The organism is Trinickia fusca, from assembly GCF_003628145.1.
Lineage (GTDB): Bacteria > Pseudomonadota > Gammaproteobacteria > Burkholderiales > Burkholderiaceae > Trinickia > Trinickia fusca.
The window spans coordinates 148,858-167,168 of sequence record NZ_RBZV01000011.1; the positions used below are offsets into that span (position 1 = coordinate 148,858).

14 protein-coding genes are annotated in these 18,311 nt (G+C 65.0%); 10 read left to right on the top strand and 4 right to left on the bottom strand.

Features of this window, described 5'->3' with window-relative positions; genetic code table 11:
• The first annotated feature begins 102 nt into the window (after window positions 1-102).
• From dnaE to D7S89_RS21630, 6 genes are all read left to right on the top strand, one after another.
• Window positions 103-3,681 carry a DNA polymerase III subunit alpha gene (gene dnaE / locus D7S89_RS21605; RefSeq protein ID WP_121280897.1) on the top strand — a complete coding sequence of 1,193 codons (3,579 nt, stop codon included), beginning with the start codon at window positions 103-105 and terminating at the stop codon, window positions 3,679-3,681.
• A 35-nt stretch (window positions 3,682-3,716) separates the two neighbouring features.
• Window positions 3,717-4,820, top strand: coding sequence for a glycosyltransferase family 4 protein (locus D7S89_RS21610; protein WP_121280934.1), 1,104 nt, complete (start codon window positions 3,717-3,719; stop codon window positions 4,818-4,820).
• A gap of 75 nt (window positions 4,821-4,895) precedes the next feature.
• Window positions 4,896-5,930, top strand: coding sequence for a lipopolysaccharide heptosyltransferase I (waaC, locus tag D7S89_RS21615; protein ID WP_121280898.1), 1,035 nt, complete (start codon window positions 4,896-4,898; stop codon window positions 5,928-5,930).
• Between the two features lie 301 nt (window positions 5,931-6,231).
• Window positions 6,232-7,377: an O-antigen ligase family protein gene (locus D7S89_RS21620; protein ID WP_183085301.1), complete on the top strand. Its 1,146-nt coding sequence runs from the start codon at window positions 6,232-6,234 to the stop codon at window positions 7,375-7,377.
• 123 nt (window positions 7,378-7,500) lie between these two features.
• Window positions 7,501-8,760 (top strand): glycosyltransferase, encoded by a 1,260-nt coding sequence (locus D7S89_RS21625; protein WP_121280900.1) that lies wholly within the window; start codon window positions 7,501-7,503, stop codon window positions 8,758-8,760.
• Window positions 8,761-8,787: 27 nt separating this feature from the next.
• On the top strand, window positions 8,788-9,972 hold the full coding sequence (locus D7S89_RS21630; RefSeq protein ID WP_245983117.1) for a glycosyltransferase family 9 protein: 1,185 nt from the start codon (window positions 8,788-8,790) through the stop codon (window positions 9,970-9,972).
• 43 nt (window positions 9,973-10,015) lie between these two features.
• Here D7S89_RS21630 and D7S89_RS21635 read toward each other — a convergent pair whose 3' ends face one another.
• A complete protein-coding gene (locus D7S89_RS21635) occupies window positions 10,016-10,819 on the bottom strand; it encodes a glycosyltransferase family 2 protein (protein ID WP_121280936.1) in 804 nt (267 codons plus the stop codon).
• A 187-nt stretch (window positions 10,820-11,006) separates the two neighbouring features.
• On the opposite strand from D7S89_RS21635, the gene msbA reads away from it, so the two are divergent.
• Window positions 11,007-12,788: a lipid A export permease/ATP-binding protein MsbA gene (msbA, locus tag D7S89_RS21640; RefSeq protein WP_121280901.1), complete on the top strand. Its 1,782-nt coding sequence runs from the start codon at window positions 11,007-11,009 to the stop codon at window positions 12,786-12,788.
• A gap of 46 nt (window positions 12,789-12,834) precedes the next feature.
• Here the strand turns inward: msbA and D7S89_RS21645 are convergent, their stop codons facing one another.
• A complete protein-coding gene (locus D7S89_RS21645) occupies window positions 12,835-13,929 on the bottom strand; it encodes a helix-turn-helix domain-containing protein (RefSeq protein WP_220702191.1) in 1,095 nt (364 codons plus the stop codon).
• 219 nt (window positions 13,930-14,148) lie between these two features.
• Here D7S89_RS21645 and D7S89_RS21650 point away from each other — a divergent pair, with 219 nt between their 5' ends.
• Complete coding sequence (locus D7S89_RS21650; RefSeq protein WP_121280903.1) at window positions 14,149-15,423, top strand: MFS transporter; 1,275 nt, start codon at window positions 14,149-14,151, stop codon at window positions 15,421-15,423.
• Between the two features lie 53 nt (window positions 15,424-15,476).
• Window positions 15,477-16,868: a pyridoxal phosphate-dependent decarboxylase family protein gene (locus D7S89_RS21655; protein WP_121280904.1), complete on the top strand. Its 1,392-nt coding sequence runs from the start codon at window positions 15,477-15,479 to the stop codon at window positions 16,866-16,868.
• A gap of 54 nt (window positions 16,869-16,922) precedes the next feature.
• On the opposite strand, the gene D7S89_RS21660 is transcribed toward D7S89_RS21655, so the two are convergent.
• Together D7S89_RS21660 and D7S89_RS27555 are read right to left on the bottom strand one after the other, a co-directional pair.
• Window positions 16,923-17,243: a hypothetical protein gene (locus D7S89_RS21660; protein WP_121280905.1), complete on the bottom strand. Its 321-nt coding sequence runs from the start codon at window positions 17,241-17,243 to the stop codon at window positions 16,923-16,925.
• Window positions 17,244-17,313: 70 nt separating this feature from the next.
• Entirely contained in the window at window positions 17,314-17,472 is a 159-nt protein-coding gene (locus tag D7S89_RS27555) for a hypothetical protein (RefSeq protein ID WP_183085302.1), read from the bottom strand.
• A gap of 173 nt (window positions 17,473-17,645) precedes the next feature.
• Here D7S89_RS27555 and D7S89_RS21670 point away from each other — a divergent pair, with 173 nt between their 5' ends.
• Window positions 17,646-17,897 (top strand): hypothetical protein, encoded by a 252-nt coding sequence (locus D7S89_RS21670; protein WP_121280907.1) that lies wholly within the window; start codon window positions 17,646-17,648, stop codon window positions 17,895-17,897.
• Window positions 17,898-18,311: the final 414 nt, after the last annotated feature.

Consider the following 18,311-nt stretch of genomic DNA (forward strand, 5'->3'; position numbering starts at 1 on the left):
GCGCGAGGGGTTCGCGGCGCGAAAAATCGGAAAACGCATATTATCCCGCAAACGAGGCGCGCCCCCTTTTTCTCGCGGGAGCGCACAAGGGGCGGATGTACAATATCGCCCATGCTAGAACCCCGCTTCGTCCATCTCCGCGTCCACTCTGAGTTCTCGATCGCCGACGGCATCGTGCGCCTCGACGATATCGTCAAGGCCGCCGCGGCAGACGGCCAGGGCGCGCTCGCATTGACCGATCTTGCCAACGCGTTCGGTCTCGTTCGTTTCTACAAGGAAGCTCGCGGCAAGGGCATCAAGCCGATCGCGGGCTGCGACGTGTGGATCACCAATCCGGCCGATCGCGACAAGCCTTCGCGCGTGTTGCTGCTCGTGAAGGATCGCCGCGGCTATCTGAACCTGTGCGAGCTGCTGACGAAAGCTTGGCTCACGAATCAGTACCGCGGCCGTGCCGAGGTCGAGATCGAATGGCTCGAGGGGCCGCTCAGCGCAGGGCTGCTCGCGCTCTCGGGCGCGCAACAGGGCGACATCGGCCTTGCGCTCGCGGCCGGCAACGTCGAAGCGGCCAAGCGGCACGCCGAACGTTGGGCCAAGCGCTTTCCCAATGCGTTCTACATCGAGCTGCAGCGCTGCGGCCAGCCCGGTGCCGAAGCGTACGTACAGCAAGCGGTCGAGCTCGCGGCCGCGCTCAAGCTGCCCGTCGTCGCGACGCACCCCGTGCAGTTCATGACGGCTGACGACTACACCGCGCACGAAGCGCGTGTCTGCATTTCCGAAGGCGACATCCTCGCGAATCCGCGTCGCCAGAAGCGCTTCTCGACCGAGCAGAACTTTCGCACGCAGAGCGAAATGGCCGCGCTCTTCGCCGACATCCCGTCGGCCATCGCGAACACCGTCGAGATCGCCAAGCGCTGCAATCTGACGCTCGAGCTCGGCAAGCCGAAGCTGCCGCTCTTTCCGACGCCCGACGGCATGTCGCTCGACGACTACCTCGTGCAGTTGTCGAAAGAAGGGCTCGAGAAGCGTCTCGTCGAGCTGTATGCCGACGAAGCCGAGCGCACGAAGCAGCGCGAGTCGTACTACCAGCGGCTCGACTTCGAGTGCGGCACGATCACCAAGATGGGCTTTCCGGGCTACTTCCTGATCGTCGCGGACTTCATCAACTGGGCCAAGAACAACGGCGTGCCCGTGGGGCCCGGCCGGGGCTCGGGCGCCGGCTCGCTCGTCGCGTACGCGCTCGGCATCACCGATCTCGATCCGCTGCGCTACAACCTGCTGTTCGAGCGCTTCTTGAATCCGGAACGCGTGTCGATGCCCGACTTCGACATCGACTTCTGCCAGCACGGGCGCGACCGCGTCATTCAATACGTGAAGGAGAAGTACGGCGCCGATGCCGTGTCGCAGATCGCGACGTTCGGTACGATGGCCGCGAAGGCCGCGGTGCGCGACATCGGCCGCGTGCTCGATCTCGGCTACATGTTCACGGACGGCGTCGCGAAGCTGATCCCGTTCAAGCCCGGCAAGCATGTGACGATTGCCGACGCGATGAAGGAAGAGCCGCTGCTGCAGGAGCGCTTCGACAACGAAGACGAAGTGCACCAGCTGCTCGAACTCGCGCAGCGCGTGGAAGGGCTCACGCGTAACGTCGGCATGCACGCGGGCGGTGTGCTGATCGCCCCGGGCAAGCTGACCGACTTCTGTCCGCTCTACATGCAGGGCGACGAGGGCGGCGTCGTGAGCCAGTACGACAAGGACGACGTGGAAGCGGTCGGCCTCGTGAAGTTCGACTTTTTGGGCCTGACGACGCTGACGATCCTCGACTGGGCCGAGCGCTATATCCGCCGGCTCGATCCGTCGAAGGCCGACTGGTCGCTCGCGCAGGTGCCGCTCGACGATCCCGCTTCGTTCGCCATCCTGAAGAAAGCGAACACGGTCGCCGTGTTCCAGCTGGAAAGCCGCGGCATGCAAGGCATGCTGAAGGACGCGCAGCCCGACCGCTTCGAGGACATCATCGCGCTCGTGGCGCTGTACCGCCCGGGCCCGATGGACCTGATCCCGAGCTTTTGCGCGCGTAAGCACGGCCGCGAGATCGTCGAGTTTCCGGACCCGCGCGTCGAGCCTGTTCTGAAAGAGACCTACGGCATCATGGTCTATCAGGAGCAGGTGATGCAGATGGCGCAGATCATCGGCGGCTACTCGCTCGGCGGCGCGGACTTGCTGCGCCGTGCGATGGGCAAGAAGAAGCCCGAAGAGATGGCCCAGCATCGCGAGATCTTCGCCGAGGGCGCCGCGAAGAACGGCCTCACGCGCGAGAAGTCCGACGAGATCTTCGACTTGATGGAGAAGTTCGCGGGCTACGGCTTCAACAAGTCGCACGCGGCCGCCTACGCGCTGCTCGCGTACCACACGGCGTGGCTGAAGGCGCATCACCGCGCCGAGTTCATGGCAGCCAACATGAGCTTGGCGATGGACGACACCGACAAGGTCAAGATTCTCTACGACGATTGCTGTGCGAAGGAAAACGGCATCGCCGTGCTTCCGCCCGACATCAATCGCTCGGCCTACCGCTTCGAGCCGGTTGCCGAGCCGGACGGAAAGCCGTCGCGCACGATTCGCTACGGCCTCGGTGCGGTCAAGGGCAGCGGCCAGAACGCGATCGAGGAGATTCTGCGCGCGCGCGAGGACGGCCCGTTCAAGGATCTGTTCGATTTTTGCTCGCGTATCGACCGGCGCGTCGTCAATCGACGCACGATCGAGGCGCTGATCCGCTCGGGCGCGTTCGATCCACTGCACGACAATCGCGCCCAGCTGATCGCCTCGGTATCGCTGGCGATGGAAGCGGCCGATCAGGCGAGCGCGAACGCCATGCAGGCGGGGCTCTTCGACATGGGCGATGCGCCGTCGCAGGGGCATGAGCTCGTCGACGAGCCGGCATGGCACGAAAAGCGCAAGCTGCAGGAAGAGAAGACCGCGTTGGGCTTCTATCTGTCGGGCCACCTGTTCGATGCCTACAAGGGCGAGGTGCGCCGCTTCGCGCGGACGAAGCTCGTCGATTTGAAGGAAGGGCGAGACAAGCTCGTGGCCGGCATCATCGCCTCGCTGCGCACGCAGATGACTCAGCGCGGCAAGATGCTGATCGCGCTCATCGACGACGGCACGGGGCAGTGCGAAGTAACGGTATTCAACGAGCAATTCGAGGCGCACAAAGCCATCTTCAAGGAAGACGAGCTGATCGTCGTGCAAGGACAGGCGCGCAACGATGCATTCACGGGCGGTATTCGCTTTACCGTCGACACGGTGATGGACCTTGAACGTGCGCGTAGCCGTTATGCGCAAGCGGTGAAGGTCAGCATGAACGGCAACGCCGACGCTGCCGCGCTCAAGCGTGTGCTCGAGCCGCACGTCGCGAAAACGGCCGAGGTGCCGGAAAATGTGCCGGCGCCCGCCGCCGTCGGGCCGCGCGGAGCCGGGCGCGGTGCAGGGGCAGGGGGCGGCGACGCAGGCCGACAGCGTGCCGCGGCGCCGACCCCCAATGGACTCGCGGTGCAAATTGCTTATTCCAACGCGCGTGCGCAAGGCGAAATGCGCCTCGGCGACGCCTGGCGGGTGCGGCCGTCCGACGAGCTGCTCGCGCAATTGCGCAGTGCGTTCGCGGGCGGTGCGGTGGAGATCGTCTATTGAATCCCGCTCTCGACCGTAGCGACGTAGTCGGTCAGATCAAGATCGGTATTTCGGCCAACGCGCTCAAACATGGCGGCGGCCTGGAGCGTTACGCGATGGATCTGGTGCGTGGGCTTGCCGCGCGCGGGGTCGAGCCTGCTTTTTTCGCTCGCCAGTTCGATCGCGAACTGCCTGAAAGCCAGCTCGTGCGCCCGCACCGTATCCTGGTTTCGTTTTTGCCGGGCAAGCTCCGTGATGTCTGGTTTTCGTGGCGCTTGCGCGCGATGCGGCGCAACGCGGGCGTCGACGTGCTGATCGGCTGCAACCGGGTCGATGCTTCGGAGCTTGCGATCTGCGGCGGCACGCATCGGGGCTTTCTCGCTGCTGTCGGCCGCGCGCCCAAGCGCTCCGACGCCTGGCAGATTGCACTCGAGAGCCGGCAATATGCGCGCGCCAGCGTGGTCGTTGCGCACTCGATGCAGATGCGCGAAGAGCTGATGCGCCTCTACGGCGTCGACGACGCCAAGATTCGTGTGTTGTATCCGCCCGTCGACCGTGCGCGCTTCACGCCGTGCGAGCCGGGCGTGCGGTCCGCGCTGCGTCGGCGCTTCGGCTTCGCCGACGACGAGATCGTGTTGCTGTTCCCCTCGAGCAGCCACGAACGCAAGGGTTTGCCGCTCATCGAGCAAGCGCTGCGCGCGACGACGCTGCCCGTCGTCGTCGCCGTGGCCGGGCGTCCCGTCGAATCGACGAACTCGCGCATCCGCTATATTGGCTACGTCAAGGACATCGAGGATTGCTATCGCGCCGCCGACTTCACGATTCTTGCTTCGAAGTACGAACCGTTCGGTCTCGTCGGCATCGAGTCGGTGATGTGTGGAACACCGGTCGTTCTGTCCGCGAATATCGGCTGTTGCGACGCCATTGCCGATCATGCCAAGTTCGTCTTCGCGCCAAACGATGCGAAAGACTTGCATGCGACGCTCACGCGCGCCGTCGATGCATTGCGCCGTAACAAATCCGGCAGCGAAGTTCAACTCAGCGGGCAATCGGTCAACTATGATGTCAGCGTCGCTGGCCACGTCGACGCGCTGCTCGCGCTCGCCGGCCGGATCGACCTGGAGCGGCGTGCAGGCCATTCGCCGGTGAGCTCGAGCTAGCCTGGTGATAACGCTGCACGGCAATACCGTGCGATGTGCACACCCTTTTGCTTCATAAAAGATCTTGGACGGGCCATGAACCGCGTTCTTATCGTCAAAGTGACGTCGCTTGGTGATGTCGTGCTGGCGCAGCCGCTCGTTGCTGACCTGCATCGCGCGTTTCCCGGCATCGAAGTCGATTGGGCCGCCGATGCGTCTTGTGCAGACGTTCCCCGCTGGAATCCTGGTGTATCCAGGGTGTTGTGCGCACCGCTGCGACGTTATAAGAAGCAGCGCGGTGGGGCGGATCTGAAGGCGATAGCCGCATCGATCGCCGAACTGCGGCGAGTCAAGTATGACGCCGTCATCGACGTCCATGGTGTCTACAAGAGCGCGATCATTGCGTTTCTCGCACGTTCGCGACGCCGCTACGGCTATCGCTCGAACGACCTCGGCGAGCAGGGGGCCGCGTTTGCCTATACGCGTCGCTTCGCGCCGCGCGACGGCAGTGTTGGCGCGTGCGAGGGCATGCGCAAAAGCGTCGCCGGCGCATTGGGTTACGTCGTCGATGGCGCCCCGCGTTTCGACCTCGCTATCCCGAAACCGGTCGCGCTTCCCGAGGTGGCGCGGGGCGGTCCGTTCGCGCTGCTGTTTCATGCGACATCAGGAGAGGCCAAGAAATGGCCGGTCGAGCGCTGGCATCAAGTGGGCCGCCACCTGATCGAAAGGGGAATGCGCGTCGCGTTGCCATGGGGATCGGAGAGTGAGCACGCCGAGGCCGTCTCGATCGCCGCAGGGATCCCGGATGCAATCGTCCTGCCTCGGCTGCGCGTCGAGGAAGTCGCACAGCATATCGATCAGTGCGCGCTCGTCGTCGGAACCGATACAGGGTTCGTTCATTTGGCCAGTGCGCTCGACAAGCCGACGGTCATGATTTTCACCGCCACCTCACGCAAGCACTTCGGCGTCGGTATGCCTGGTCGGTCTGTCTCGGTCGGTGACGACGGGGCCGCACCGAGCGTCGCCGAGGTGTGCGAGGCAATCGAGACCGTGTGGCCTGTCGACGTCGCGGCTCGCGCCGCACAACCCGGCGTCATACCCAGTCCGCAGGACCGCTTGAGCGCGGCTTGAGCGGCTTTGCCTCAGAGCCGGTAGGGATGGCGCTGTAACGCGCCGTTTAGATTTCTTCAGGCCTATCAATGATTTGGACGCGGGCGGGCCGGCTATAATTGCGTGTTTCTTGGGATAGTTGGTTCGTCGGCTGAGCCGAAAATTGCCGGACTGCCGCCGTGAGCTTTTTTCGATCGACCCGGGTTTTTTTGATTTAATGCGTACCATCCGAATGCTTGGCTTTGTCACAACAGCAGCGCTTGTCTTGTCGCCGGCTTTGATGCTGTCACTGAGGGGCGGCACCGGTTATTGCTTCTTTGTAGTGCTTGCTCTGGCCCTCGTTTATCTGCGTGACAAATCGCACTGGGCGCGTGTGGCGGAGTTGTATCGTCAGCACCGTACTTTCGTGGCTGCGCTGCTCGCTTTGCCATGCCTCGTGCTGTTTCAGATCGTTGTCCTAAGGATCGGCAATTTCCCGGCGCTCGACCCGTTGTTGCGGCTTGCGCTCGTCGTGCCGAGCTTTTTCTTTCTCGCTTCGCTCGATTCGCGCCAGCTGCGGCTCGTGCAGTGGGGATGCGTAGCCGGTGCGCTGTGGTGCGGCGGATGGGTGTTCTATCAAATGGCGCACCCCGCAGTCGCTTACGGCGTGCAGCGTGTCGGCAACCCATACACGAATCCGATTCCGTTCGGCGACACCGCGTTGGTACTGGGCTTTCTGTCCGTCGCGTCGATCCGGCGCGGCACGCATGCGCACTGGGCCGAAGTCACGATCAAGCTCGTGGCGTTGTTCGGCGGCTGCTACGCGTCGTATGCATCGGGGGCGCGTGGCGGTTGGATCGCGTTGCCGCTCTTGATCTGGGCCGCGGTGGGTGGCCGCCATTGGCTGGCAAGCACCCGCGCGCGCATGGCGTTTGCGAGCACGCTGCTCGTCTGCGCTGGGGCGTTGGCGAGCACGAGCGTCGTGCGTGAGCGCGTCGCAGCATTCCACACCGACTTGCAGGATTTGCAGCACGGCGATGCCGATACGTCGACGGGGGTGCGGTTCGGCCTGTGGCGCGCATCATTGCGCCTGTATGCAAGTCACCCGTTGCTCGGCGTCGGACGCGGCGGCCTCGAGTCGGCCACGCGCAGTCTCGTCAAGCAGGGGGAAGGGTCTCCGTTGATCATCAACGGGCGCGCGCACAGCGAGTTCTTCTCGGTCCTGGCCGAAACAGGAACCATCGGTGTGGCGGCATTGCTCTTCCTGTACGCGGGGACCTTCCTGCCGTTCTGGCGCAATCGGAACAGCGCCGATGCGGATATTGCTACCGCGTCATATATGGGCATGACGCTGGTGGGAGGCACGGTCATCTTCGGATTGACGATCGATGTGTTGACGCTGGTGATGAATACGGCGTTCTTCGCGCTGACGACGGCGACACTGCTCGCGTGGATCGAGGCCCGCAAGCGTGAGATCGGGGAAGCTTGACGGTCTTTTGACGCTCGAGGCGCGCACAGTGGCGTGCCGTCTCGAGACCCGAGAATGATTTGCCATACGCGCCGAGCCGTCTCGTAGAAGCGGCCAAAACCAAGAACCACACCGACCACACCGATGAATCGCAATCCCGAGTCAACTGCTGGCGAATCGCATCGACCGCTACGTATTCTTTTCCACATCGACGATTTCGGCCGTGGCGGTACCGAAACGGCGTTGATTGCGTGGCTGACCCGGCTCGACAGGCAGTTGTTCGAGCCGGCGTTGGCGGTGACGTATCCGACCGACGCGCTTGCGTTCTGGCGAGCGCATTCGATTCCGTCGGATGTGCCGATTCACATCCTGGCGTCCTCCCCGTGGATGAGCGAGCTGCACCAGCGTGAGCGGCATCGCAAGCTGCACAAGGGCGAAAAGATCGCGCACAAGCTTTCGACTCACACCGTGATCCGGCCGCTCGTCGCGCGCCGGTTTCTGCGGCTTGCGCGTCACTTCGATCTCGTCTGCGATTTCGACTTCACGTTCCGGCACATCGCCGGGCGCGGCCCGGTGCCTTGGTTCGGCGTGAGCCACTACAGCTTTTCGGCACGCTTGGCGGGCAAGGACGACGCCCATGTGGCGCGGCGCGTGCGACAGTTCTCGCGCTATGCCGCCGTCGCGGTGCTGGCGCCGGCGATGCGGCGCGAGGCCGAGCAACTGTTCGCCGCGCGCAAGGTCCGTGTCGTTGAGTTGCCCAATGTGATCGACGTCGAGGCGATCCGCAAACGCGCCGAGGCAGCGATCGATCGGCCGGCACCGTCGTTCATCGTGTCGGTCGCGCGTCTGGATGCCGGGCAGAAAGATCACAAGACGCTGCTTCATGCTTACGCTCAGTTGAGAGGGCGTTGCAAGAGCGTGCCCGATCTGGTGCTGATCGGAGAAGGGCCGGATCAAGCGATGCTCGAGCGAGAGGCGGCCGAGTTGGGGCTACGCGACTCCGTGCACTTCCTGGGTTTCTGTTCGAATCCGTTTCCCTATGTCCGGCAAGCCGAGATGCTCGTGCTCAGCAGCCGTTACGAGGGGTGCCCAATGGTGCTGGCCGAGGCGATGGCGCTGGGCACGCCGGTGGTTTCCACGGATTGCCCGACGGGGCCGCGTGATCTGCTGAACGGTGGCAAGGCCGGGATGCTCGTTCCCGTTGGCGACGTCGGGGCGATGGCGGAGGCGATGGAGCGGCTGCTGACCGATCCGGCAGTGCGAGCCGACGTGCGGGCCAATGCGCTGCGACACGTAGAGAGCCTTGCGCCGGCGAGTGCCAACCAACGCATGCTGGCGCTCGCGCGCGAGCTGGGGGTGCGGCCCGCTGCGCGAATGCCGGCCGAGGCGGCTCAAATACAATAACGCGGGTACGCAATTTCATTGGTGATCGTGACGACTCGCCCTTTGTTTCTCCATCCACCTAGAACCATTCTGGTCGTCTGCACGCGCCGTATCGGCGATGTGCTGCTGACGACGCCGCTCGTGCGCTCGCTGAAGGCACAGTGGCCCGACGCGCAAATCGATATGCTGGTGTTTCGCGGCACCGAGGGCGTGCTCGAGCACAACCCGGACATCCGGCGCGTGATCGTCGTCGCGCAGCGTGCCCGCATGGGCGAGCGTCTGGCCGACGCCGCACGCATATGGCGTCGCTACGATCTCGCGTGTGCGGCCATTCCGTCCGATCGCGCGCGCTTTTACACGTGGTTCGCTGGCCGCAAGCGCGTGGGGCTGCTCGACTGGACCCGCGTGACGCGCTTTGCGCGCTTCATGCTCAATCGCTTCGCCATCAACGACGATCGCGTGGCACATACCGTGACCAGCGTGCTCGCGCTTGCCGACGTCGTGGGCGTTGCGCCCGTCGGGCAAGTGGTGGCGCCCGGTATCGGGGACGATCCTGCCTCGCGCGCGCGATTCGACGCGCGCTTCGATAACGTGCCCGGCATCTCGCGCGAGCAGCCGCTCGTCGTGCTGCATCCCTATCCGATGTATACGTACAAGCAATGGCGTGTAGAAGGGTGGGCCGAGACGATCGCATGGCTGCGGGCGCAAGGGTTTGCCGTGGCGCTGACCGGCGGGCCGGCGCCTGCCGAGCAGGCGTACGCACGGCAGGTCGTGGAAGCGGCCGGTGAGCCGGTGCTGAACCTCGTTGGGCAGCTGACGCTCGGCGAGACGGCCGAGACGATCCGTCGCGCGAAGCTCTACATCGGTCCCGATACGGGCGTCACGCACATCGCCGCCGCTTGCGGCACGCCCACGCTGGCGTTGTTCGGTCCTTCCAATCCCGTGCGATGGGGGCCGTGGCCCGATCGCTGGCCGGCAGGGGATGCGCCGTGGCCGCTCCAAGGCTCCGGCCGTCGCGGCAACGTCTATCTGCTGCAAGGCGAGGGGGCGTGCGTGCCGTGCAAGCTCGAAGGCTGTGACCGGTATGTCGATAGCTTCAGCGAGTGCTTGACCGGCCTCGAGACGCGTCGTGTGATCGCCGCGGCTGCCGACTTGCTGGGCATCGCCGAGGCACCGCGAGCCGCCGCCGCTACGCCGATCGACGTCTCGGCGCTCGAGCGTCGCGCTCGCTAGCCGCACGCGCGGCGTCGTGCTTCATGCGCCGCGCTCGCACCTGTCAGCGAGGCGAGTGCGCCTGCGTTTGTTGCTTCGCGGCCAGCCCCAGCTTCAAAAAGCGGTAATAGACGGTTTGCGCGTTGAACGTGGCGATCATGAACCCCGCTTGACCGTCGAGAAAGCCGAGTTTCAGGAAATACGTGCGCACGAACGCCCAGAACCCGCGCGCAAGCGCGCGGCCGAGGCCGCCACCGCGCTTGCCGGCTTCGAAGCGTTGACGTGCGCCCGCGCTCGAATAGGCGTCGAGCTTTCGCACTACCGTTTCGAAGTCTTCGTAGGAGTAGTGCAGGAGCTTGCCGGTCAGCCGCTCGGTGGGGCCATCGAAGACGAGGCGCTCATGCACGAGGTCGTCGGAGAATCGCGCCGTGCCGCGCTTGAACAGACGCGGAATCCAGTCCGGATACCAGCCGCTGTGTCGGACCCAATGGCCGCAGAAACTCGAGAGCCGATCGACGGCGTAGATGTCGGTGCGCGGCGCGCGCAGGGCCTCGCGAATCGACGCAGCGAGCTCGGGCGTGACGATTTCGTCGGTATCGATCGACAGGATCCAGTCGGTGTCGAGCGCGGCGACCGCGCGGTTCTTCTGGGGACCAAACCCGGGCCACTGGGGTTCCGCGATCACGCGGGCGCCGTGTGCCTGCGCGAGCGTGACGGTTGCATCGACGCTGCCCGCGTCGACGACGACGATCTCGTCCGCAAACGACAGGGCCTCCAGACATTGCGCGAGGCGCGCCTGGGCGTTCAGCGCGATGATGGCCACGCCGAGCGTGGGGCGGCCTGAGGAATCGGATGGGGTGGGCGGCAAGGTGCTCAAGCGGTCACTCAGTTCGTCAGAGGGGCGAGTATACCGGTTGCGTCAGCGGTGCTCCGGTGCACGCCGAACGGCGCGCAGGCGGACCGCTACTATAATGAACAACTTTTTTTGCGCGCGAATGCGCGCGTGCCGGCCGGCGCGCGTTGGAATTCGTCGCAACGTGAATCGTGGAAATGTCTTGGAAACCCCAGCTACTTTGAGAAAGGCGATAGGCGGCGAGCAAACGTCGGCGTCTTCGGTGATGCGGCGACTCTGGCCATATGTGAAGCCGCTCATCTGGGTCATCGTGCTCGGCGTCATATCGATGGGCGTGAGCGCCGCGACCGACGCCGGTATTCCGGCTCTGCTCAAGCCACTGCTCGACAAAGGCTTCGGCGCGAACGCGAGCAATCACGCGAAATGGTATGTGCCGCTCGCCGTGATCGGCCTGGCGCTCGTGCGCGGCATCTCGCAGTACGCGTCCGGTTATCTGCTCTCCTACGTATCGAACCGCATCCTGCTGCAACTGCGGCTCGACATGTTCGAGCGCATGATCCACACGAGCACGTCGTTCTTCCAGCGCGAAACGGCCAGCACCGTCATCAACGCGATCGTCTTCGAGGTCAATCAGATCCTCAGCGTACTCACGAGCGTGATGATCACGCTCGTGCGCGATTCGCTGACGGTCATCTTCCTGCTCGGCTACCTGTTCTACCTGAACTGGCGCCTCACGCTGATCGTTGCGGTGATCCTGCCCGGCATCGGCTGGCTCGTCAGCAAGATCAATCGCCGTCTGCGCCGGCTCGGGCGCGAGCAGCAAACGCTCACGAACGAGCTGTCGTACATCGTCGAGGAGACGGTGGGCGGCTACAAGGTCGTGAAAGTGCACAACGGTGAGCAGTACGAAATCAACCGCTTCACCGCGATGAGCCATCGCCTGCGCGGTTACGCGATGCGGATGACGGTCGCGGGCGGCCTTGCGCAGCCGCTCACGCAGGTGCTCGCGTCGGTCGCCCTGGCGATCGTGATCACGATCGCCGTCTTGCAGTCGGCGAACAACCAGACGACGGTCGGCGGGTTCGTAGCGTTCGTGACGTCGATGCTGCTCGTCATTTCGCCGCTCAAGCATCTGATCGACGTGAACCAGCCGCTGCAGCGCGGCATGACGGCCGCCGAGCTGATCTTCGGTCTCATCGACGAGCCGCGCGAGCCGGCGGGCGGCACGCGCACGTTCACCCATGCACGCGGCGAGATCGAGTTCCGTGACGTCACGTTCACCTATGGCGCCGTCGATCGGCCCACGCTCGATCGCGTGTCGTTCAAGGCGTCGCCTGGCGAAATGATCGCGCTGGCGGGCCCCTCGGGCAGCGGCAAGACGACGCTCGTGAACCTGCTGCCGCGCTTTTTCGCGCCGAGCGGCGGGCAGATTCTCGTCGACGGCGTGCCCATCGACGAATACGACGTGCACGCGCTGCGCAGCCAGATGGCGATGGTGAGCCAGGACGTCGTGCTGTTCAACGATACGGTGGCCGCCAACGTCGCGTATGGCTCGACGCCCGATCGCGCCCGCGTGGAAGCGGCGCTGGCCGCGGCCAATTTGGCCGACATGGTCGCCGCCATGCCCGACGGCATCGACACCATGATCGGCGGCAACGGCATGCGTTTGTCGGGTGGCCAGCGCCAGCGTCTCGCCATCGCGCGCGCGATCTACAAGGACGCGCCGATCCTGATTCTCGACGAGGCCACCTCGGCACTCGATTCGGAATCGGAGCGCCACGTGCAGGCTGCGCTCGAAACGCTCATGAAGGGGCGCACGACGCTCGTGATCGCGCACCGCCTGTCGACGATCGAGCGTGCCGATCGCATCCTCGTGATGGAGGCTGGATGCATCGTCGAGCAGGGCAGTCACGACGACCTGTTGCGGCACGGCGGCCTCTACGCGCATCTGCATCGCATTCAGTATCAGCAGCAGGCTGCGTGATCGAGGCGCGCTGGCTGCCGGCATCGCCGGGTAGCGCGGCGCGTCGCTAACGCAAATCGGCGAGCCAGCCGCCATAGTCGGCGCGTGGGCTGCCCGGCGTCGCGCGCGATGGTGTGCGACCCGTTGCGAGCGCGGCTTCGATCGTGTCACGCGGTGCATGGCCGTATTGCTGCCGGAACGCACGGCTCAATTGCGCAGGGCTCGTAAAGCCGTAGCGGTGGGCCAGATCAGAGATGCGCAGGTCGATTGCGCCCGGCGTCGCAAGCGCGTCGTGGATTGCCGCAAGCCGGCGTCGCCGGATGTAGCTCGCCACGCCGCCGTCGCGCTCGAACAATCGGTACAGGTTCGAACGCGACACGCCGACAGCCTTGCAGATACTGTCCGGCGATAACGCGTCCGAGGTCAGATGCGCCTCGATGTGCGCCTTCACCTTGCGAAAGCGCGCCGCGCCGATCAAGTCCTGCGTGAGCTCGAGCCGCTCGGCAGTCGGTGCGAGCACGGCCGCCACGAGATGCACGATGCTCTGCGCGACGTGCGGCAGCTCGGCGGGGGATAACGTCTCGATCTGTGCGCAGACGTTCGCGAGATGCTGGGTCAGCAGCTGCGTCGCACCGCCGCGTAGCGTCATGCCGTGCAACTGCTTCGGCATCGGCGGCAGCACGTCGCGTGCGATCAGCAATGTCATTGCGTTGCCTGCCACGATCTCGCGCCGATAAGGCTGCGATTGATCGATGATCGCGAGCTCATCGGGCCCGACGACGAGCGATTGGCCGCTTGCCTCGCCGCGAATCGAACCGGTCATGCGGAAATTCAGCGCGTAATTGTCGAAGCCGTCGCGGCGTGCCGTCGCCGCCGGACGATCGAGCGCATACACGAGCGGTGGCGCGTCGGCGCGGCCGGCCGTGTATTGCCAGCAGCCCAGCGACATCTGCCCAAGCTTATAGCCGGAAAACCGATAATCGGCGTTCGCATCGAGCGGGCTCACGAGCGAGAACGCCGACAGCTGATGCTGTGCGCGCCAGGCATCGAGGCGATCGTCTGCGCCATGCTCGGCGAGCGAAAACCGATAGGGGCGGACTGGATCGTCGAATTGCATGATGGGCGGGCGACGGACCGCATCGTTCGTGCGCGATGCGGCCATGTGTGTTGACTGATGAAGCATCGATCATAAGACGACTCGGTCTGTTTCGCTTGCGACGCCGTGTCGGCAACAAGGGTTTTGCCCGCGCGAACGGCGAAGGGCAGCAAGGTTGGGACGCCATGCAAGGTATTCGGGACGCCATGCCTAATGGGTAGTGTGCGACGCGCATTAGATTGTCGGACTCGTGTCTTCTCGACTTTCCGCTCGATCGCCCTCCCGATGTCTTCCTGCACGGCTTGCGCCGAACCCATTCCTGATTCCGCATTAGCGCTCGACGCGTCGTCGTTGCCGCTGCGTTTCGTGTTGCTGCTCGCTATCGCAGCCGCCTGCGCGGTCGCCAACGTCTACTATGCGCAGCCGCTGCTCGACGCGATGGCAAGCACTTTCGATATCGATGCGGCGGCGATCGGCCTCGTCGGAACGGTGACGCTCGGCTGCTACGGGCTCGGGCTCGTGCTGCTGGTGCCGCTTGGCGACGTATGGCAGCCGCGTCGCCTCATCCTCGGTCAACTGCTGTTCGCGGTGCTCGCGCTTGTGGCGATCGGTGCCGCGCCGAATGCGGACGTACTGTTTGCCGGTATGGCCGCGATCGGCTTTGTCAGCGTCGTCGCGCAAGTGATCGTGGCCTTCGCGGCCAATCACGCGGCGCCGGCTCAACGAGGCCGGGTCGTGGGCACGGTCACGAGTGGCATCGTGCTCGGCATCCTGCTCGCGCGTACGCTGTCCGGGGCACTCGCCGATCTGGCTGGCTGGCGCGCCGTCTACTTCGTCTCGGCCGCTCTGATCCTGGCGATTGCCGTGGCGCTTGCGAAAACGCTGCCTAAGTCGGCGATGCGGCCAGCGCAGCGAGAGGCCGTGTCTACATCCACGTCCACATCGTATCGGCATCTGCTGAGCTCGACGTTCATGCTGCTCGCTAGCGAACGGGTGCTCCGCCTGCGGGCATGTCTCGCGTTCCTGCAGTTCGCGGCGACGATGGTGTTGTGGACGCCGATGGCATTGGCGCTTGCAGCGCCGCCGCTCGCGCTGTCGCATACGGCGATCGGTGCGCTGGGCCTGGCCGGCGCGGCCGGTGCGCTGGGCGCCGCGCGGGCCGGACACCTGGCCGACCGCGGCCGGGCGCAGTGGGTCTCGGGCGCCGGCCTCGCCGGCATGTTGTTCTCGTGGCTGCCGACCGCTTGGGGCGTGCATTCGGTGTGGGCGCTGGCGGTCGGCGTCGTCGTCTTCGATTTCGGTTTGCAGGCGTTGCATGTGGCGAACCAGAGTCTGATCTACCATGTGCGTTCCGGCGCGCGTAGCCGTGTGACCGCCGCGTATATGCTGATGTACGCGCTCGGTTGCGCGGGTGGATCGATTGCGTCGACGGCGGTCTTTGCGCGCGGGGGCTGGGGTGCGGTGTGTCTGCTGGGCGCCGGTATCAATCTGTGCGCGCTCGCATTCTGGCTCGTGGTGCGGCGCCACGAACCGGCCGATGCGCCGCGTGCAGCGAGTTAAGTTGGTTCGTCATCCTTATCGATAGTGCAGTCATTGCGTCACGAAGGAGCGTTATGTACGAGAAGCTGTCGCACGACCTTGCCCACCTCGAGCCGTTGCTGGCACGCACGATGCGGCATGCGACCGAGACCTTGCATGGCATCGATGCGCGCGCCGTGGCCCTGGCGCCGCACGCCGCAACGCCGGCACCGCTGCCCGAGCAAGGCGTGGGCGCAGCCGGTGCCCTCGACGAATTCGTCGCCCGCTGGGCGCCGGGTTTCTCAGGCAGCGCGGGGCCGCGCTATCTGGGCTTCGTGACGGGTGGAGCGACACCGGCCGCGATCGCCGGCGATTGGCTCACGAGTGTCTACGACCAGAACCCGACGGCCGGCATCGACAGCAGCGCGCCCGATCTCGAGCGCGAGACCGTCGATCGCCTGCGGCAGTTGTTCGGCTTTTCCGAGGCGCACCGTGGCGTGTTCGTGAGTGGCGCGACGATGTCCAATTTCGTCGGGCTCGCGATTGCGCGGGAATGGCTCGGCGAGCAGCGCGGCATCAGCGTGGCCGAGGACGGGCTTGCGGCGCTGCCGCAGATTCGCGTGCTATCGGGCGCGCCGCACTCGAGCATTTACAAGTCGTTGTCGATGCTCGGCATCGGGCGCCGTTCGGTGGAAAAGGTGGCTACGCTCGCGGAACGCGAGGCCGTCGACATCGACGCGTTAGAGGCGGCGCTCGCGCGTGCACAGGGCGAACCGGTGATCGTCGTCGCCAATGCGGGCACCGTCAACACCGTCGACTTCGATGATCTGCGCGCCATCGCCGCGCTCAAGTCGCGCTACACGTTCTGGCTGCATGTCGATGCGGCGTTCGGCGCGTTCGCGGCGCTCTCGCGTGAGCATGCGCATCTGGTCGACGGCATCGACGCGGCCGATTCGATCTGCGTCGACCTGCACAAGTGGCTCAACGTGCCGTACGACGCGGCGGTGCAATTCTCGCGACGGCGCGACCTGCAGGTGCGCGTGTTCCAGAACAGCGCGGCGTACCTTGGCGTGCCCGGCGAAAATCCCGACTTCGTGCATCTGACGCCGGAGAATTCGCGGCGACTGCGCGCGATGGCCACCTGGTTCGCGCTTGCTGCCTACGGCCGCGCGGGGCATGCCGAGATCGTCGAGCGCAACGTCCGCACGGCGCGTCTGCTCGGGGAGCGCATCGACTCCCATCCGCGTTTGCGTCTGCTTGCGCCGACGCGTCTGAACGTCGCGTGCTTCACGCTGGCCGAGGAGCCGTCCGAGGCGCGCGTGAACGCATACATGTTGGCCGTGCGCGATGCCGGCGACGTGTTCATCTCGCCGACGGTCTACGCGGGCACATGGGGCTTGCGGGCCGCGTTCTCGAACTGGCGCACGAGCGAGGCCGACGTCGAGCGCGTATTCGCCTCGCTCGACGCAGCTGCGCGCGGCTTTTAACGCCGGCGTGTTTGTCAGGGGTGGGGGAGCTTGCTGCGCGCAGTGTGCTGTTGCTTAGACCCCGCCGGTGACGAGCGGCAGCACCGTCAGGTCAGGATGCGTGCCGTCGACGATGCTGCGCCCGACGTGCACGGCTTCATATTCGGCTTCGTCGGCGCTCACGAACGCGTCCTCGCCGTCGGCATGAAACGGTACGGCGTGGCCAGGCAGCTTGGGGTCAGCGCCGGGATGGCAGACGTAGCCGATGTATGTATAGCGATCGCCGGGCGCGCTGCTGCGCCCGGGCTCCTGCTCATGCCCTTTGATGAGCAGCTCCACGTGAATCTCGAAGCCCTCGTAGTCGACTTTGCGCCACCGGGCGTCTTCGTCTGACATGTCTCGTCTCCATGCGTGATGCGCGGCGCTCGTTGCGCGCGCGGCCGCGCATGTTGCGGCGCATCCGTCGCTAATGGCGGTGCCGCATGCGGTCCCACAAACGATGACCGTCGGTTCTGCGCAGCCATCGGTCACGGTAGTGCTCGCGTCGGTAATGCGCGGCCACGATGATGACGGCCGCAATGAGCACGATCAGGCCGACCACCATGCTTTCCACCGATTCGGCCATGGCAACCTCCTTGCGAATCGCCTGCATAGAAAAATTCTAGGCGATTTGCGCGTTCGTGCCTGCCGCAACCCTGCGTGCATCCGGCCCGCATTACGGCTGTTACGCGCGGACACAACTTTCATCCGAACCGTGTGTGCCGCAAGTTCATCTAATGGGGACCAGGAGGGGAAATCATGGTCAGATCAATGTTCATCGTGGCGCTGGCCGGTGCCCTCGCCGGCTGCGTGGTCGCGCCGGGGCCGCCCGGGTACTACAGCTACGACTACGGTTACTACGGTCCCGCCTACTACGGCCCGGCGTACTACGGTCCCGCCTATTACGCGCCGGGCTACTACTATGCAGGGCCGTCGATCGGGATCGGCATTGGCTTCGGCGGCGGTCATCGCGGCTGGCATGGGGGCCGCGGGGGATGGCACGGGCGGTAGCGGGGCCGGGCGAGGTGGCGACGAGGGCGTAGCGGACCTCGCCGCCTGATTGCCGGCACACCGATGCTTGGCAGAGCGAAGCATGCTGCAATGCGGAAAAATCGTTTGCCTCGTTGTGGTCGCGACTATAAAATTGCGGGCGAAGAAAGGCTAAAAAAACAATAGGTTCCTTTCCCAATTATTAAAAAACGCTTTCAACCGGGGTTATCGAGAGATGCGTGGTATTGCCACTATCGCCAGGCTTGGCTTGGCTCGCGCCGATCAGCGGCCAAGATCATTCACATCGACACGACACACTGCGTCCGCGCCAATCCCGGCAAGGGATGGCGTAGCTTTCGCACGTCTCGCGCATTAGTCCTTTCTTTCACGCTCGATGCCCATCGGGCAGGTCAGCAGCCGCGCCTCGATAAGGCC

Coding starts and splice junctions, on each gene's coding strand:
- D7S89_RS27555 (WP_183085302.1), bottom strand. CDS start 17,472: ATGGCCGAATCGGTGGAAAGCATGGTGGTCGGCCTGATCGTGCTCATT.
- waaC (WP_121280898.1), top strand. CDS start 4,896: ATGAACCGCGTTCTTATCGTCAAAGTGACGTCGCTTGGTGATGTCGTG.
- D7S89_RS21660 (WP_121280905.1), bottom strand. CDS start 17,243: ATGTCAGACGAAGACGCCCGGTGGCGCAAAGTCGACTACGAGGGCTTC.
- D7S89_RS21655 (WP_121280904.1), top strand. CDS start 15,477: ATGTACGAGAAGCTGTCGCACGACCTTGCCCACCTCGAGCCGTTGCTG.
- D7S89_RS21670 (WP_121280907.1), top strand. CDS start 17,646: ATGGTCAGATCAATGTTCATCGTGGCGCTGGCCGGTGCCCTCGCCGGC.
- D7S89_RS21650 (WP_121280903.1), top strand. CDS start 14,149: ATGTCTTCCTGCACGGCTTGCGCCGAACCCATTCCTGATTCCGCATTA.
- D7S89_RS21645 (WP_220702191.1), bottom strand. CDS start 13,929: ATGGCCGCATCGCGCACGAACGATGCGGTCCGTCGCCCGCCCATCATG.
- D7S89_RS21625 (WP_121280900.1), top strand. CDS start 7,501: ATGAATCGCAATCCCGAGTCAACTGCTGGCGAATCGCATCGACCGCTA.